Source organism: Rhodococcus sp. 008 (genome assembly GCF_001682295.1).
Classification (GTDB): domain Bacteria; phylum Actinomycetota; class Actinomycetes; order Mycobacteriales; family Mycobacteriaceae; genus Rhodococcus_F; species Rhodococcus_F qingshengii.
On record NZ_CP012749.1, the window covers coordinates 4845694 to 4862117 of the forward strand.

Annotated in this window: 15 protein-coding genes; 11 read left to right on the forward strand and 4 right to left on the reverse strand. The window is 64.4% G+C overall.

The window, feature by feature from the left end; translation table 11 throughout:
- From AOT96_RS22570 to AOT96_RS22580, 3 genes are read right to left on the reverse strand one after another with little or no spacing between them, the layout of a single operon-like run.
- Entirely contained in the window at positions 1-1245 is a 1245-nt protein-coding gene (locus AOT96_RS22570; protein ID WP_054831442.1) for a glycosyltransferase family 4 protein, read from the reverse strand.
- Positions 1242-2777 carry a 1,4-alpha-glucan branching protein domain-containing protein gene (locus AOT96_RS22575; RefSeq protein ID WP_065352916.1) on the reverse strand — a complete coding sequence of 512 codons (1536 nt, stop codon included), beginning with the start codon at positions 2775-2777 and terminating at the stop codon, positions 1242-1244. The genes AOT96_RS22570 and AOT96_RS22575 overlap by 4 nt, the downstream gene beginning before the upstream one ends.
- 29 nt (positions 2778-2806) lie before the next feature.
- The gene (locus tag AOT96_RS22580; protein ID WP_050794067.1) at positions 2807-3586 is read right to left on the reverse strand and encodes a class I SAM-dependent methyltransferase; all 780 of its coding nucleotides are present in this window, start codon (positions 3584-3586) and stop codon (positions 2807-2809) included.
- Between the two features lie 271 nt (positions 3587-3857).
- Between AOT96_RS22580 and AOT96_RS22585 the strand changes: the two genes are divergently transcribed.
- The 9 genes from AOT96_RS22585 to AOT96_RS22625 all read left to right on the forward strand — a co-directional run bounded on the left by AOT96_RS22585 (position 3858) and on the right by AOT96_RS22625 (position 13670).
- Positions 3858-4658, forward strand: a complete 801-nt coding sequence (locus AOT96_RS22585; protein ID WP_003944754.1) for an electron transfer flavoprotein subunit beta/FixA family protein — start codon at positions 3858-3860, stop codon at positions 4656-4658.
- Between the two features lie 48 nt (positions 4659-4706).
- On the forward strand, positions 4707-5663 hold the full coding sequence (locus AOT96_RS22590) for an electron transfer flavoprotein subunit alpha/FixB family protein (protein ID WP_003944698.1): 957 nt from the start codon (positions 4707-4709) through the stop codon (positions 5661-5663).
- 135 nt (positions 5664-5798) lie between these two features.
- Positions 5799-6635, forward strand: a complete 837-nt coding sequence (locus AOT96_RS22595) for a GNAT family N-acetyltransferase (protein ID WP_050655130.1) — start codon at positions 5799-5801, stop codon at positions 6633-6635.
- On the forward strand, positions 6635-7534 hold the full coding sequence (locus AOT96_RS22600) for a lysophospholipid acyltransferase family protein (RefSeq protein WP_065352363.1): 900 nt from the start codon (positions 6635-6637) through the stop codon (positions 7532-7534). Before AOT96_RS22595 ends, AOT96_RS22600 begins: the two co-directional genes overlap by 1 nt.
- A gap of 52 nt (positions 7535-7586) precedes the next feature.
- A complete protein-coding gene (locus AOT96_RS22605) occupies positions 7587-8816 on the forward strand; it encodes a cysteine desulfurase family protein (RefSeq protein ID WP_019747909.1) in 1230 nt (409 codons plus the stop codon).
- The gene (gene mnmA, locus AOT96_RS22610; RefSeq protein ID WP_042447455.1) at positions 8816-9928 is read left to right on the forward strand and encodes a tRNA 2-thiouridine(34) synthase MnmA; all 1113 of its coding nucleotides are present in this window, start codon (positions 8816-8818) and stop codon (positions 9926-9928) included. The genes AOT96_RS22605 and mnmA overlap by 1 nt, the downstream gene beginning before the upstream one ends.
- Entirely contained in the window at positions 9925-10947 is a 1023-nt protein-coding gene (locus AOT96_RS22615) for a methionine synthase (RefSeq protein ID WP_065352364.1), read from the forward strand. Before mnmA ends, AOT96_RS22615 begins: the two co-directional genes overlap by 4 nt.
- 120 nt (positions 10948-11067) lie before the next feature.
- Complete coding sequence (ligA, locus tag AOT96_RS22620; RefSeq protein ID WP_156779006.1) at positions 11068-13134, forward strand: NAD-dependent DNA ligase LigA; 2067 nt, start codon at positions 11068-11070, stop codon at positions 13132-13134.
- A gap of 47 nt (positions 13135-13181) precedes the next feature.
- Positions 13182-13670, forward strand: coding sequence for a GNAT family N-acetyltransferase (locus AOT96_RS22625; RefSeq protein WP_003944764.1), 489 nt, complete (start codon positions 13182-13184; stop codon positions 13668-13670).
- Positions 13671-13683: 13 nt separating this feature from the next.
- Here AOT96_RS22625 and AOT96_RS22630 read toward each other — a convergent pair whose 3' ends face one another.
- Positions 13684-14334: a hypothetical protein gene (locus tag AOT96_RS22630; protein WP_063316591.1), complete on the reverse strand. Its 651-nt coding sequence runs from the start codon at positions 14332-14334 to the stop codon at positions 13684-13686.
- A gap of 280 nt (positions 14335-14614) precedes the next feature.
- Between AOT96_RS22630 and gatC the strand changes: the two genes are divergently transcribed.
- On the forward strand, positions 14615-14914 hold the full coding sequence (gatC, locus tag AOT96_RS22635) for an Asp-tRNA(Asn)/Glu-tRNA(Gln) amidotransferase subunit GatC (protein WP_003944747.1): 300 nt from the start codon (positions 14615-14617) through the stop codon (positions 14912-14914).
- On the forward strand, positions 14911-16389 hold the full coding sequence (gene gatA, locus AOT96_RS22640; protein WP_007729384.1) for an Asp-tRNA(Asn)/Glu-tRNA(Gln) amidotransferase subunit GatA: 1479 nt from the start codon (positions 14911-14913) through the stop codon (positions 16387-16389). Before gatC ends, gatA begins: the two co-directional genes overlap by 4 nt.
- Positions 16390-16424 lie beyond the last annotated feature (35 nt).

Here is a 16424-nt window from a genome sequence, read left to right on the forward strand (position 1 = left end):
TCAGCGACCGGGCAGCGGACGCTCGGGGATCTGCGGACGGGCCAACGGCTGTCGCACCCGACGCTTCGCGCCCGCGTAGACGTGAGCAGTCTCCTCGGCGACCTGATGCCAGTCGAAGTCCGATGTCAGGCGTGCGCGGGCGGCCACTGCCCGTTCCTGTGCCCCGGCGGGATCGTCGAGTACCTCGCGGACAGCCGAGGTGAGCCCGGCGATGTCGCCCGGTTGGAAGGACATCCCCGTCACCCCGTCGACGACGGCTTCGCCCAGTCCGCCTGCGGTGGACGTGATCAGCGGAGTGCCGGCCGCCGCCGCTTCGAGGGCGATGATCCCGAACGGCTCGTAGCGCGACGGCAGGACGATGGCGTCCGCTCCGTGCAGCCAGCTGAGCAGTTCCGTGTGATCGAGGTTGCCGAGAAAGTCCACCGCCCGCGCGACGCGATGCGTGCGTGCCTGTTGGTAGAGCCAGGTGAACTGGGTGCCTTCGCCCGCGATCGCGAGGGTCGTGCCGGGGTGGCTACGACGGATTCGGGGGAGTGCTGCGATGGCGTCCTGCACGCCCTTCTCGTATTCCAGGCGGCCGACGAAGAGGAGTTTCGGCGGTCCGGATCGCGGTCCACGTTCGCGAAAGTTCCACGTGGTCACGTCGATTCCGTTGCGGATGACGGTGATCGGCGGCAGCGTCGGGCCGTAGAGCTCGGTCACTTCTTCCTGCATGGACGCCGAACAGGTTATGAGAGAGTCGGATTCGTTTGCCAGCCACCACTCGACGGAGTGGACCTGGCGGTTGATGCGTCCGGAGATCCAGCCGCTGTGGCGACCCGCCTCGGTGGCGTGAAGTGTGGAAACCAGTGGGACGTCATAGAATTCGGCCAGGGCGATCGCCGGATGTGCGACCAGCCAGTCGTGCGCGTGCACGACGTCGGGCTGCCAGCCCTCGCCCACTCCTGGCTTGTGCAGCGCCGTCCCGGCCCGGACCATCGCGTGACCCATCGCGAGGGTCCACGCGAGCATGTCCTCGCCGAAGACGAAGTGTGCGGGGTCCTCGGCCACTGCGACGACAAGGACGCCCTCGGAAATGTGCGTGATCGTCGGGTGCGTCGACGCATCCGTTCCGGAGGGGCGACGCGAGAGAACAACGACCTCGTGGCCTGCAGCAGCCAACTCGGTGGCGAGATGGTGGACGTGTCGGCCGAGGCCGCCGACAACGACCGGGGGGTACTCCCACGAGACGATGAGAATTTTCACGACGCGCTCCCGTTCACCAGTTCAGTGTCAGGAAGACGGCGTGCATCCAGACCGGGGAACAATCCGTCGGCGCGATTCCAGCCTTTGGCCAACCGCTCGGCGACGGCGTCGCGGCCGGAAACGAGCGCTTCGGAGATTTCCCTGGTCGCGTGGGCGTGCTTGTGTGCGCGTTCGCGGGCGTACCCCGCGGCCGAATCCTTGCTCACCATGAATGCCCAATCGCTCGAAACTGTCATCAGTGTCTCGCGAAGTACCTGATCGTTGACCCGGTTTCGCAGTTCCGGTCGGCCGGGTGCGTTGTCGCGTCCGCGAGACTTGTCCACGGTGGTGAGGGCGGTATCGACCACCTCGGAGTTCAGTTGCACCAGGTCGGACACCTGATCGCCGGCCCAGACACGCCAGTCCTTACCCGATCCCCATGACGAATCCTCGAGTTGAACGGGTTCGCCGACGTATCCCGATGCCTTGGCGTCGGCGAGGGTGCCGACGCGAATTCCGGCCTCGGGAAGCGCGCGCAGGAGTTTTTCGAGCCACTGCGGACCTTCGTGCCACCAGTGCCCGAACAGTTCGGTGTCGAAAGCTGCGACCACCAGGGCGTCGCGGCCGATGCGGGTGGATTCACTGCGCAGACGCGCCCGAACGGTTTCGACGAAGTCGGCAACATGCTTGTCGACGGCGGCCGCAGCGAGTTCGGGGTCGTACGGCAACTTGTCGGCGGAGTCGACGGTCCGTCCGGTGACCCGCGACGGCTTGAGACCCGTCTCGTGGTCGTAGGTGTGGAAGTCGCGGTAGGCGGCGTGACCCGGATATCCGGACTTGGGGGACCAGACGCGGTAGCTGACCTGCAGGTCGCGGCCGAATGCAACCACGTCGGATTCTCGAACCGGGCGGCCGAGGGACGTGTCGCCGCGCAAGGCGGGGCCGTCGACCATGAAGTGGGTGACGCCCGCTTCGGCGTACCCGCGCTCCATGCCCGGGGTGTACCCGCACTCGGGTCCCCAGATCCCGGTCGGAGTGTGACTCCACCGGGCATGCGCGTCGGCGAGACCTTCGCGGAGGGAGAACGCCCGCAATCGAGGATCGAGCAGCGGTTGGAACGGGTGGGCCAGCGGCCCGCCGAGAAGCTCGAAGGCCTCGCGATCGATGAGGTCGCGGAACACCGGTGAGGCGCCGTGCTGCCAGTGAGTCTCGAAATCTGCGAGAGCGGCAGCTGACGCCCGGTGTTCGCGCGCGCCGAGTTCGCGGTGCGCCGCGTCCGGCATGCCGGCAGCCTCGTGGGCGCGGATCTGCCAGTTGCCGAGCCAGTGATGCATCCCGGCGAGGCAGTGGGGATCGTCCAACTGGGCCGCGAGTACGGGCGTGATTCCCAGCGTCAGCAGGTGCGATCGGCCCTCGTCGGCCAGGCGTCGTAGCGCGGCGGCGAGCGGAATGTACGACGCAGCCCAGGACTGGTAGATCCATTCCTCGCCGACTGGCCATCTGCCGTGGTTGGCGAGCCACGGCAGATGGGAGTGCAGAACCAGGGCGAACATCCCCGGTTCGGTGACGGGTGTTGCGTTACTCACTCGCCGGATTCCTTCACGGCAATAGCGACGAGGTCGAGGCTGTCGTCGATGTCGGGTTCGCTGATGCTGAAGTCGTCGACGGTGATGCCCTCGACGTCGCGGGTGAGATCTTCCGGCCAGGGCTCGCCGGCCAACGCGCGGTCGATCTGCGCATTGATGAACGATCCGCCGTGCTTGGCGTCGAGTTCCTTCAGGCGCGAACCGTGGTGGACGCCGGTCATCAACTGAACGCGGAATCCGGCGTCTTCGAGCAATTCGGTCATTTCGGAGGCGTTGAGCTCACGAGTGTGGAAAGGGTTGAGCGGCGTGTCGCGGCCGGGGGAGAAGGTGATCCGGTTGGGGGTGCTGATGAGAAGTTCACCGCCGGGAGCGAGAACTCGGAAGCATTCGCGCAGGAACTGACCCTGATCCCACAGGTGCTCGATCACCTGGAAATTGACGACGACGTCAACCGAGTTGTCCGCCAGTGGAAGCTCGGCGAGGTTGCCGTGGAGCATCTCGACGCGGGGGTAGCGGGCACGGACGTGCTCGACCGCGGAGATGTCGTAGTCGAGGCCGGTAACCTTTGTTGCGACGTCCGCAATCATGTTGGCGCCGTAGCCTTCTCCGGAACCGGCCTCGAGGACTCGGCGGTCCGTGCAGCGCTCCAGAAGTGCGCGGTACACCACTTCGTGGCGTCGGAACCAGTAGTTCTCCTCGGGGATTCCTGGCACGGTTCGTTCGCCCGTCAAGGGCAGGGGTGCGTCCTCGTGGTTGCTGACACTCGTTTCACTCACCCGTGCGAGATTAGTGCCATCCGAGTAGAACGTGTTCGCCGTGGTCCAGATCACTGCTGTCAATTCCTGTTCGTGCCGTTATGGTGGACGAGGTTCCACGTTAAGTTACCCACCGGTAACTTAACGTGGGGTAATCTAACGCACAGCCGACGTGAACCGAGAAATTCGCCCGTAGGGAGACCTGTCGGACTCTCTTTTCGGACGCTCGGACTGCGCGAGCACCACAGACGATTTATCAGGTGAATTACACACAGGAGGTCGACGAAGACCCATGACGAATATCGTTGTTTTGATCAAGCAGGTCCCCGACACATGGTCCGAGCGCAAGCTGACCGACGGCGACTACACGCTTGACCGTGAAGCCGCCGACGCAGTCCTCGACGAGATCAACGAGCGCTCCGTCGAAGAAGCACTCCTCATCAAGGAAGCTCAGGGCGGTGAGGTAACGGTGCTGTCCGCAGGTCCCGACCGCGCCACCGACGCTATCCGCAAGGCTCTCTCGATGGGCGCCGACAAGGCCGTCCACATCAACGACCCGGCACTGCACGGCTCCGACGCGATCCAGACCGCATGGACGCTCGCTGCTGCTCTCGGACAGATCACCTTCGAGAACGACGAGCCTGCCGACCTGATCATCGCCGGCAACGAGGCCACCGACGGCCGCGTCGGCGCTGTTCCGGCCATCATCGCCGAGTACCTGGGCATCCCGCAGCTCACGCAGCTGCGCAAGGTCGTCGTCGCCGACGGCAAGATCACCGGTGAGCGCGAGACCGACGAGGGCGTCTTCGGCCTCGAGGCTTCGCTGCCCGCGATCGTCTCGGTCACCGAGAAGATCAACGAGCCGCGCTTCCCGTCCTTCAAGGGCATCATGGCCGCGAAGAAGAAGGAAGTTCTCGTCTACACGCTGGCCGACCTCGGAGTCGACCCGGAGACCGTCGGAGTTGCCAACGCCGGCACCACCGTGACGTCCTCCACCCCCAAGCCCCCCCGTACCGCTGGTGAGCGCATCGTCGACGAGGGAGACGGTGGCACCAAGATTGCCGCGTACCTCGTCAGCAACAAGGTCATCTGATCGCGCCCTTCTAGACATCCAGCAGAAGAACTCAGGGAGAGTTAAGTCATGGCAGAAGTACTTGTGCTCGTAGAGCACGCAGAGGGTGCGCTGAAGAAGGTCAGCACCGAACTCATCACCGCTGCACGCGCACTCGGTGAGCCGTCGGCAGTTGTCGCCGGCCCCGCGGGCACCGCAGCAAAGCTCGCCGACGCTCTGGCAGCAGCCGGCGCCGAGAAGATCTACGTCGCCGAGTCCGACGACATCGACGGCTACCTCGTCACCCCCAAGGTCGACGTTCTCGCCGCTCTGGTCGAGTCCACCAGCCCGGCAGCAGTCATCACCGCAGCCGGCACCGAGGGCAAAGAGGTTGCCGGTCGTCTGGCCGCACGTCTGGGCTCCGGATTGCTGACCGACGTCATCGAGATCAAGGCTGACGGCACCGGCGTCCACTCCATCTTCGGTGGCGCGTTCACCGTCGAGGCCAAGGCCAACGGCGACGTTCCCGTCTACTCGGTTCGTCCGGGCGCAGTCGAGGCTGCTCCGCAGGCCGGCGCAGGCGAGCAGATCACCGTCGAGGTTCCGGCCCAGGACGAGAGTGCCGTCAAGGTCACCTCGCGTGAGCCCATCGTCGGCGGCGACCGCCCCGAGCTCACCGAGGCGTCGGTTGTCGTCTCCGGTGGACGTGGCGTCGGCAGCGCGGACAAGTTCTCCGTCGTAGAAGAGCTGGCCGACTCCCTCGGCGCTGCAGTCGGTGCTTCGCGTGCCGCTGTGGACTCGGGTTACTACCCCGGACAGTTCCAGGTCGGTCAGACCGGTAAGACGGTCTCCCCGCAGCTGTACATCGCGCTCGGCATTTCCGGTGCCATCCAGCACCGCGCCGGCATGCAGACGTCCAAGACCATCGTCGCGGTCAACAAGGACGAAGAGGCACCCATCTTCGAGATCGCCGACTTCGGCATCGTGGGCGACCTGTTCAACGTCGCACCGCAGCTCACCGAAGCTGTGAAGTCCCACAAGGGCTGAAAAGCACAAACTGCTGTGCGCCTTTATCAACCCCCCGCGGTTGATAAAGGCGCACAGTGCTTTATTCACCCGGCCTGCATCGGCATGTCACTTCGTCGATACCGAGACGCCGTTCGCGCTCGATAAACCTTGCGCATGACAATTACGTCAGTCCTTCGCTCCGCGAGTGACAATCTCGGCCGTGAGGTCGCCCAGCCGAGATATTCCCTGATCGTCTCCTCCGACCGCGAGCATCGTGTCGCAGCGCAGCGCCTTCGATACCGAGTGTTCGCCTCCGAGCCAGGCTTCTCCCTCCCGGCCTCGGCCGGGGTCTTCGAACTCGACGCCGACGGCTTCGACGAATTCTGTGATCATCTACTCGTTCGTGACAACATCACCGAGGAGTACGTCGGCTGCTACCGAATGCTGCCGCCGGATTCCGCTGCGGCGGCGGGTGGGTATTACACCGCAACCGAATTCGACATCTCCGCGCTCGATCCGGTGTCGAACAGGATCGTCGAAATGGGTCGCGCGTGCGTCGATCCCGCGCACCGCACCGGATCCGTCCTGAGCCTGATGTGGTCGGGCATCCTGCACTATCTCGAATTGACCGGATACGAGTGGGTGATGGGCTGCGTCTCCGTGCCCGTCTTGCCGAGCCCCGATTCAATTGCCGGCGCCGATGTCCGCGGCGTCCGTGACTTCGTGATGAACAAGCACGCCAGTCCGGGGTCGCGGCGGGTGATCCCACGAAACCCGGTGGTCCTCGGGGGTCTGACGCTCGACGAGATCGCCGCACCGGAACGCGTGACGATGCCACCGTTGCTCCGTGGTTACTTGCGGATGGGCGCGATGATCTGCGGGGAACCTGCTCACGATCCCGAGTTCGGTGTGGCCGATTTTGTTGCGCTGCAAGGCCTTCACTCCGCCAACAAGCGCTATCTGGAACGGCTGCGATCGGCGGCCGCCGCACACGAGTCGGGGATCGGCTGATGACCGCGGCGGTGCCGTACTGGGTGCCGACGAGCCCCTGCGGCGACGGGTGCCTACCCGCGGACGCACCCGGTGTGTCGAGTATCACCGTGATGGCCCGCGGGGTCATGGTCGGTGCCGCACTGTTGACTGCGCCTGTGCTTTCGGCCGGCTGGCTGCTCCCGCGCACCTGGCGTACTGAGATGCAACGCGGATACTCCCGCGCGTTGCTTCGTTGTCTGGGGATTAAGCTGACGGTCGACGATCAGCGGTTGGGGCGCGCGGAACCTGACGGGGTCATGGTTGTCGCCGGTCACGTGTCCTGGACCGACGTCCTCGTCGCGAGCGCCGTTGCTCCGGCCAACTTCGTCGCCCGCGCCGACCTGCTCGACTGGGCAGTGCTCGGCGGTCTCGCGCGCCGGATGCGCGTCGTCCCCATCGACCGCGCTCGCCTGCGTGAACTCCCCGGAACCGTCGACGTCGTTCGCGAACGCCTGCAGCGAGGTGTCCGGGTGATGGTGTTCCCCGAGGGAACGACCTGGTGCGGGCGGGCGTACGGCGGTTTTCGTCCGGCGATGTTCCAAGCAGCCGTCGACGCCGAATGCCCGGTTCAGCCGATGGCGATCCGCTACGAGAACGCCGACGGTTCCCTGTGCACCGGACCCTGCTTTGTCGGCACCGAAACGATCGGTCAGTCCATCCGTCGGATCCTGCGTCAGAAGAACGTCGAGGTGAAGGTCAGGCTGGCTCCGCTCGAGGAGGCAGGGGAGTGTCGATTCGATCTCGCGCAGCGATGCGAGAGAGCCGTACGCGGCGTCGACATCATCGATCTGGCAGCTCACGACATCTTCGACCCCGCACCGGAACTCGTGACACAAGCAGTGGGACAAATCGATCCTTCCCCGGCGATGAGCGCTTAGCCTGCTGAGCGAGGCTGGTCGAACTCTCGTGCTGGGCTATCCTTGTCAAGCCATGACTCTGCCTGCACACAGTGCCCACGCCGGATTTCCGGTGTACCTCGATCATGCCGCCACGACTCCGATGTCGGCAGCCGCTATCGAGGCGATGACCGATACCTTCAAAACCGTGGGCAACGCGTCCTCGCTGCACGGCTCCGGCCGTGCGGCCCGGCGCCGCGTCGAGGAATCGCGGGAATCGATCGCCGCCAGCCTGGGTGCGCGGCCGTCGGAGGTCATCTTCACCTCCGGAGGCACCGAGAGCGACAATCTCGCGGTCAAGGGCATCTACTGGGCTCGCCGTGACGCAGACCCGCGACGCACTCGCATCCTGGCCAGCTCCGTCGAGCATCATGCGGTGCTCGACGCCGTCGAGTGGCTCGAGCAGCACGAGGGCGCGCGCGTGACGTGGTTGCCGGTCGACGAGAACGGTGTCGTCGACCCGCAGACCTTGCGTGACGAGCTTTCCGTCCACGCCGACGAGGTCGCACTCGTGACGGTGATGTGGGCCAACAACGAGGTCGGCTCGATCATGCCGATCGTGGAGTTGGCGGAGATTTCGGCTGAGTTCGAGATTCCGATGCACAGCGACGCGGTTCAGGCAGTTGCACAATTGCCGGTCGATTTCGCGGCGAGCAAATTGTCCGCGCTGAGCATCGCGGCGCACAAGTTCGGTGGTCCGCACGGCGTCGGCGCACTGCTGCTCGGACGCCAGGTTCCGTGTGTGCCGCTCCTTCACGGCGGCGGACACGAACGTGATCTGCGTTCGGGCACTCCGGATACTGCGGGCGTTGTCGGGATGGCTGCGGCGCTGCGCGCAAACGTCGAGAACTTCGATTCCAGCACAAGGGAATTGGCGCAGTTGCGTGACCGTTTGATCGACGGAGTCCTGGAGATTCTTCCCGAGTCGGTGCTCAACGGCCCGACCGGATCCGATCGGCTTCCCGGTAACGCGCACTTCACCTTCCCCGGCTGCGAGGGCGATTCGTTGCTGATGCTGCTCGACGCCGCCGGTATCGAATGTTCCACCGGTTCGGCCTGCACCGCCGGTGTGGCCAGAGCCAGCCATGTCTTGATCGCGATGGGCGTCGAATCGCCCGTCGCGCGTGGCTCACTGAGATTTTCGCTCGGACATACGTCGAGTGTCACCGATGTGGACGCGCTCATCGCTGCGCTTCCACAAGTAGTAGAGCGCGCTCGGGCCGCCGGTCTTGCCGGTGCCGGTTCGCGTGGAGGGGATCGCTGATGCGAGTACTCGCAGCCATGAGCGGAGGTGTCGACTCCGCTGTCGCCGCCGCCCGCGCTGTCGCCGCCGGACACGACGTCGTCGGCGTTCATCTTGCTTTGTCCACGGCGCCGGGCGCATTGCGGACGGGTTCGCGTGGATGCTGCTCGAAGGAAGATGCCGGCGACGCCAGGCGCGCCGCCGACGTTCTCGGAATACCCTTCTACGTCTGGGATTTCGCCGATCGCTTCAAGGAAGACGTGATCGACGACTTCGTGGCGTCGTACGCAGCGGGTGAGACCCCCAATCCGTGCCTGCGCTGCAACGAGAAGATCAAGTTCACCGCACTCGCCGACCGTGCAGTCGCTCTCGGCTTCGACGCCGTGGCGACCGGTCACTACGCGCGCCTCGAAGACGGCGTCCTGCGCCGGGCGGTCGACGCTGACAAGGACCAGTCGTATGTCCTCGGTGTGCTGACGGCTGAGCAGCTTTCGCGAGCGATGTTCCCGATCGGTGACACACCGAAAGAACAGATCCGCGAGGAAGCCGCCGAGCGCGGTCTGGCTGTGGCGAACAAGCCTGACAGTCACGACATCTGCTTCATCCCGACCGGCGACACACGAGCATTCCTGGGTGCGCGCATCGGCGTTCGTCCGGGAAGCGTCGTCGACGCCGATTCGGGTGAAGTCCTCGCTGCACACGACGGCGTACACGGCTTCACGATCGGACAGCGCAAGGGTCTCGGCGTCGAAGGTCCGGCGGGTGACGGCCGTCCGCGGTACGTGACCGCGATCGAGCCCGAAACCGGAACGGTCCGAGTGGGTTCGGCCAAGAATCTCGACGTCTGGGCCATCTCGGCGCAGCGTGCGATCTGGACCTCGGGCCAGGCGCCGGAGGGCCCCGTCGAATGCATGGTGCAGGTTCGTGCGCACGGTGGACTGGCGCAGGCTGTTGCGGAGGCCGTCGACGACGGTACTTCAAGCGGCGGTATCTCGATCTCGTTGCGCGAACCACTGACCGGCGTCGCAAAGGGACAGGCCGTCGTGTTGTATCGCCCCGACCGCGAACTGGGCGACCAGGTTCTCGGCAGTGGCACCATCTCGGGCACCGAATCCGAGCCGAACACACTGTGACGCAGCAGGTTTCCATCGGTGGTCTCGTCACCGGAATCGGATCCTGGCCGGGCACGGATGCCCGCGAAAGTGCCGCAACCATCCTCGGTGAGCTGGGTGGTTTCCCGCATCTGGTGGAGTTGCCGAGCCGCGGTCTCGGCGCTGACATGGTCGGCCGGGCGGGGGCAATTCTGGTCGATATCAACCTCGACGCCTCGACCCGCGCCTATCGAGTCGTGCCTCGGAGGGGCAATGTCGCGAAGCGAGCCGAGGACTTTCTGAATCAGGATCTCGACGCGCTCGAGGAAGCCTGGGAGTCGGCGCGCTTGGTCGGCGGAGACCACGTCGTCAAGCTCCAAGCCGCCGGCCCGCTGACACTCGGCGCCGAGATCGAAGTCGCAAACGGTTCGCGAGTTCTCGTCGACCGCGGTGCGCTCCGCGACATCGCAGAATCACTCGGTGAGGGTCTCGCGCGTCATGCGGCCGAGGTCACTCGCCGCACCGGCGCCGCAGTGGTGATCCAGTTGGACGAGCCGCAGATCGCGGCAGTTCTGGCCGGTTCGCTGCCTGGGCGCACCAAGATGGAGAGCGTTCCGGCACTGCCGGAACCCGAGGCACTCGCCGTACTCGACTCGACGATCAGCGGTTGCGGACTGCCCACAATCGTCCACAGTTGCGGCACAGACATGCCGTGGGATCTACTGAGGCGAAGCCAGGCGTTCGGCGTGAGCTTCGACATGTCGCTCATCGGCTCACGCGATCTCGACGGTATCGGCCAGTTGTTCGACGCCGGCAAGGAATTGGCGCTCGGTCTGGTTCCGTCCGTGGAGCCGGAAAAGCCGGTGACGTGGAAAGAGTGTGCGATGCCCGCCGTCACACTGGTGGATCGTCTCGGCTTCTCTCGTGAACTCCTGCAGACCCAGGTCGCGGTCACTCCGCGTTGCGGTCTTTCGGGTGCGAACCTCGACTGGGCTCGTGCCGCCCTTCGGCTGTGTACAGACGTCGGCAAGGCATTGGTGGACGATCCGTCGGCGTTCTGACTCGCGCGGGTTTTCGATGTCGCACCCAGCCGTTAGCCTTGCTTGGTGAACGAAACGCCCGAGCCGAAGCAAACTGAGTCGATCTCGCTGTCGCACGCGCAGGCTGCGCCAGCTTCGTCCATGTCAGCGAAAGAGCGCTGGAAAGAGTTGGCAGAGATCGTTCGAAAGCATCAGGATTTTTACCATTCTATGGGGAATTCAATAATTTCGGACCAGCAATACGACACACTGTTCGCAGAGTTGAAGGCATTAGAGGATGATTATCGGGAATTGCGACGATCAGATTCTCCTACTCAGCGAGTCGGGGGCAAGCTTTCGACGGACTTCGCTCCGGTGGATCACCTAGAGCGAATGTTAAGTCTAGATAACGTATTCAACGAAGAAGAATTGCGAATCTGGATCTCTCGCGTCGAACATGAAGTTGGCTCTAATTTGCACTATTTGTGCGAAGTCAAGATCGACGGCGTTGCACTCAATATTGTTTATGAAAAAGGTAGACTGGTTCGCGCGGCGACGCGAGGTGATGGACGAACGGGAGAAGACGTTACCCTCAACGCGCTCGCGATTCAGGACGTTCCCAGATGGCTAACTGGTAGCACCAGATTTCCTGTGCCGCGGCTTCTAGAAGTGCGTGGTGAAGTCTTCTTTCGAATAGAGGATTTCCTGAATCTGAATGCATCCCTGTTGGAAAAAGGAAAGCCTCCTTTCGCAAATCCGCGTAACTCTGCTGCAGGCTCGCTTAGACAGAAGAATCCGCACATTACAGCCGAACGACGTTTGGGAATGACATGCCACGGATTCGGTCGCATTGAAGGTTTCGAGCCGATGTCGCAATATGACGCTTACAGCGCGCTCCGCGAGTGGGGACTCCCCGTATCAAGCTATACATCCCGAGTCGTTGGTGCTGACGCAGTTGTCGAGGCGGTTCAGTATTGGGGTCGTCACCGTGCCGACGTTGATCATGAGATTGATGGTCTAGTCATCAAAGTCGATGAGATGGCATTACAAAGGCGTCTGGGGACCACGTCACGCGCACCACGGTGGGCGATCGCGTACAAGTACCCGCCGGAAGAGGTCACGACCAAGCTCCTCGACATCCGGGTCAGTGTCGGACGTACGGGTCGTGTGACGCCGTTCGCGTACATGGAACCCGTCACGGTGGCGGGTTCCACTGTGTCCTTGGCCACGCTGCACAACGGCTCGGAGGTCAAGCGCAAGGGTGTGCTGATCGGCGACACCGTGGTGTTGCGCAAGGCCGGAGACGTCATCCCCGAGGTTCTCGGTCCCGTGGCAGACGTTCGTGACGGTACCGAGCGCGAGTTCGTCATGCCGACACATTGTCCCGAGTGCGGCACGTTGTTGGCACCCGCGAAAGAGGGCGACGTCGACGTGCGATGCCCCAATCAGCAGTACTGCCCGGCGCAGTTGCGCGAGCGCGTGTTCCACGTCTCGGGGCGCGGTGCATTCGACATCGAGGTGCTCGGTTACGAGGCCGCGACCGGGCTGTTGGAGGCGAAGGTCATCGGCGACGAGGGCGATCTCTTCTCACTCGACGCCGAGAAACTGATCGAAGTTCCGATCTTCCGCACCAATGCGGGATCCCTGTCCGCCAACGGAAAACGCTTGCTGGCCAACCTGGATTCGGCCAAGGACAAGCCGCTGTGGAGAGTGCTTGTGGCACTGTCGATTCGGCACGTCGGCCCCACTGCCGCGAGGGCGTTGGCCGGCGAATTCGGCTCGCTGCAACGCATTCGGGAAGCCTCGGTCGACGAGTTGGCTGCAGTGGACGGCGTCGGATCGACTATCGCCGCCGCCGTCGTGGAGTGGTTCTCCGTCGACTGGCATCAGCAGATCGTCGACAAGTGGGCGTCGGCCGGAGTACGCATGGAGGACGAACGCGACGATTCGATTCCGCGCAATCTCGAGGGCCTCTCGATCGTCGTCACCGGTTCGCTCGAGACCTACTCGCGTGATCAGGCGAAGGAAGCGATTCTGGTGCGCGGCGGCAAGGCGGCAGGGTCGGTCTCGAAGAAGACTGCGTTTGTCGTCGTCGGTGAAGCGCCCGGTTCCAAGCACGACAAGGCGGTCGAATTGGGTGTGCCGGTGCTCGACGAAGACGGCTTCCGGCGGTTGCTCGAAGATGGCCCGGATGCGGTCGCTCCCACCAATTTGGACGAACCAGAGTGACTTTGTCCGATTTCTGAGATTGGTGTGCTGGGTGCGATAGTGACGCCATGATCGAGATTCGTGAAGTTCTACCGGCTGAGTTCGAGACCGTCGGGGAGCTGACTGTGCAGTCGTACGTGGGTGGCGGATTTGTCGCCGGCGGATCGCCGTACGCGGAGCGCCTGCGAGACACCGCAACTCGGGTGGAGCAGGGCCGGGTGCTGGTTGCGGTTCTCGGTGACGAAGTCGTGGGCTCGTTGACGATCGCAGAACCCGGCACGCCCTTCGCGGATGTTGCGCAGAAGGGCGAACTCGAGTTCCGCATGCTCGCAGTCTCGCCGCAAGCTCGGGGATCGGGCGCCGGAACCGCATTGGTTCGCGCAGTGATCGCCGAAGCCTACGACCGCGGCGATCACTCGGTGGTCATCTCGACGCAGCCCGAGATGGTCGATGCCCGTCGTATCTACGACCGCAACGGTTTCGTCCCCGATCCCGAGCGGGCGTGGGAGCCGATTCGCGGTATGGAACTGACCGTCATGGTGCGCGGCCTGGCCTGATCAGCCAGCCTGGTCAACTCAGTACCGTCGCCACGATTCCTGCGAGGTAGCCGAGGCGGGCTATCTCCGAAGGGCGGAATTCGGGCCCACCGGGACGACCGAGCATGAGGACTCGATTGCCGGAGCCGAGAGGTGCGGCAGCGAGGCTGGTGTTCATGTCGCGCCATACGTCCGGAACCCAGTCGGCCTCGCCGTCGAGGGCGGTGGGCTTGTCCAGTGGCATCCACGGAATGTCGGTGGCGTGGGTTTCCGGCGCGCCGGCGCTACCGACGACGCGGTACGCACCGTGCTTGCCGATGTCCGCGACGACGCACCAGCCGACTCGCAGTACACGCGGCGCGCCGTCGACGAGGACCTGTAGTCGATCGTTTCGGGCCGTCGCAACGGAATCTATGAGTTCGAGCTCACGGTGAGTGTCGAGAATCCCGGCGTAGGGGCGGATCGAATCGACCAGCACGTCCGGTAGATGCTCGGCAGCGGTGATCAAGGTGTCGGGCAGCGCGCCCGGTTCGACGTCGACCACGAGGTCGTCGATGGCAAAACCGTCACCTCGTTCCACGACGTCGAGGGAGAGGATGTCTGCGCCCACGGATCCGAGAGCTACGGCGAGCGCGCCGAGGCTGCCTGGTCGATCGGGCAGTTGGACGCGAAGCAGGTACGACACGTGCGTGCCTTTCGCTGATCGGTTCTCGCCCGGATCACGTCGACCCGGGCCTGACTCATCTTTGCACCTGCCCAACCTGCGATGGTGGGCGCCGCGGCGGCGTCACGCCGGATGCACATGCTTGTCACACGAGCGAAACACACCGCGGGCATCCGGCGTGGCGATCGACACAGTGAGCGTGCTCGTCGTTCGATACAGCAGGCGTGCTTACAGGTCTGTCGCGGCGAGCAACTAGGCTGGACCGGCAATGTTCACGTCCTCTTCCGAAAGGGGCCCCGCGGTGCCTGCCATCTCCCGTGACGAGGTCGCGCACCTCGCGCGGCTGTCCAGACTCGCCCTGTCCGATGCCGAACTCGACGAGTTCGCCGGTCAGTTGGATTCGATTCTCAACCACGTCAAGGTGGTCACCGAGGTTGCGGCCGACGACGTCCCGCCCATGGCGAATCCCAATGCCGTCACCAACGTGACGCGCCCCGACGTGATCGTGCCCGGGTTGACCCCCGAGCAGGCATTGTCCGGAGCACCCGCAGTCGAACAGGATCGCTTTGCGGTTCCGCAGATCCTTGGAGAGGGCGAATGACCGATCTGACCACGCTGGACGCCGCTGAGCTGGCCGGCAAGATCCACTCGCGTGAGGTGTCCTCGGTAGAGGTCACGCAGGCGCATCTCGACCGCATCGCGGCCGTCGACACCGAGTACCACGCCTTCCTGCACGTTGCAGGCGAACAGGCTCTCGAAGCCGCCGCAGCAGTGGACAACTCGCTCGCGGGCGGAAACGAACCCGCTTCGGCACTCGCCGGCGTTCCGATCGCGCTGAAGGACATCTTCACCACGACGGACATGCCGACCACCTGTGCGTCGAAAATTCTCGAAGGCTGGGTCGCGCCGTACGACGCGACTCTGACCTCCAAGCTGCGCGCTGCCGGCATCCCGATCCTCGGCAAGACGAACCTCGACGAGTTCGCGATGGGCTCTTCGACCGAGAACTCGGCCTTCGGCCCGACGCGTAACCCGTGGGACGTCACCCGCATCCCCGGTGGCTCGGGCGGCGGTAGCGCAGCGGCGCTCGCGTCCCGTCAGGCCCCGCTGGCCATCGGCACTGACACCGGCGGTTCGATCCGTCAGCCCGCTGCGGTCACCGCGACGGTCGGAACCAAGCCGACGTACGGAACTGTCTCACGCTTCGGACTCGTCGCGTGCGCGTCCTCGCTCGATCAGGGCGGTCCCTGTGGCCGCACCGTGCTCGACACCGCTCTGCTGCACGAGGTCATCGCCGGGCACGATCCGCGTGACTCCACGTCCATCGACGCCCCCGTGCGTCCGGTGGTCGCTGCGGCACGTGAAGGTGCAGCCGGCGACCTGCGCGGCGTCAAAGTCGGTGTGGTCAAGGAACTTCACTCCGACAGCTACCAGCCCGGCGTCATCGCTTCCTTCGACGCTGCTGTCGAGCAACTCAAGGCTTTGGGCGCCGAAGTTGTCGAGGTTTCGTGCCCGAGCTTCGAGCATGCGCTCGCGTCGTACTACCTGGTGCTGCCCAGTGAGGTCTCGTCCAACCTGGCTCGCTTCGACGCCATGCGCTACGGACTGCGTGTCGACGACGGCAACATGAGTGCCGACCAGGTCATGGCGGCAACCCGCGCCGCCGGTTTCGGTCCGGAGGTCAAGCGCCGCATCATGATCGGTACCTACGCACTGTCCTCGGGATACTACGACGCCTACTACGGTTCGGCGCTCAAGGTTCGTACGCTCATCGCGCGCGATTTCGACAAGGCCTACGAGAAGGTGGACGTACTGGTCTCGCCGACCAGCCCATTCACGCCGTGGAAGTTGGGGGAGAAGGTCGGCGATCCGTTGGCCATGTACCTCTCCGACCTGTGCACGCTGCCGACCAACCTGGCCGGACACTGCGCGATGTCGGTGCCCTCGGGCCTGTCCGCGGACGACAACCTGCCGGTGGGCTTGCAGATCATGGCGCCCGCCATGGCTGACGAGCGCCTCTACCGTGTCGGTGCCGCCTACGAAGCTGCACGCGGCCCGATTGCAACTGCAGTCTGACCTGTTTGCTGTGCGCCTTTATCAACCCCCCGCGG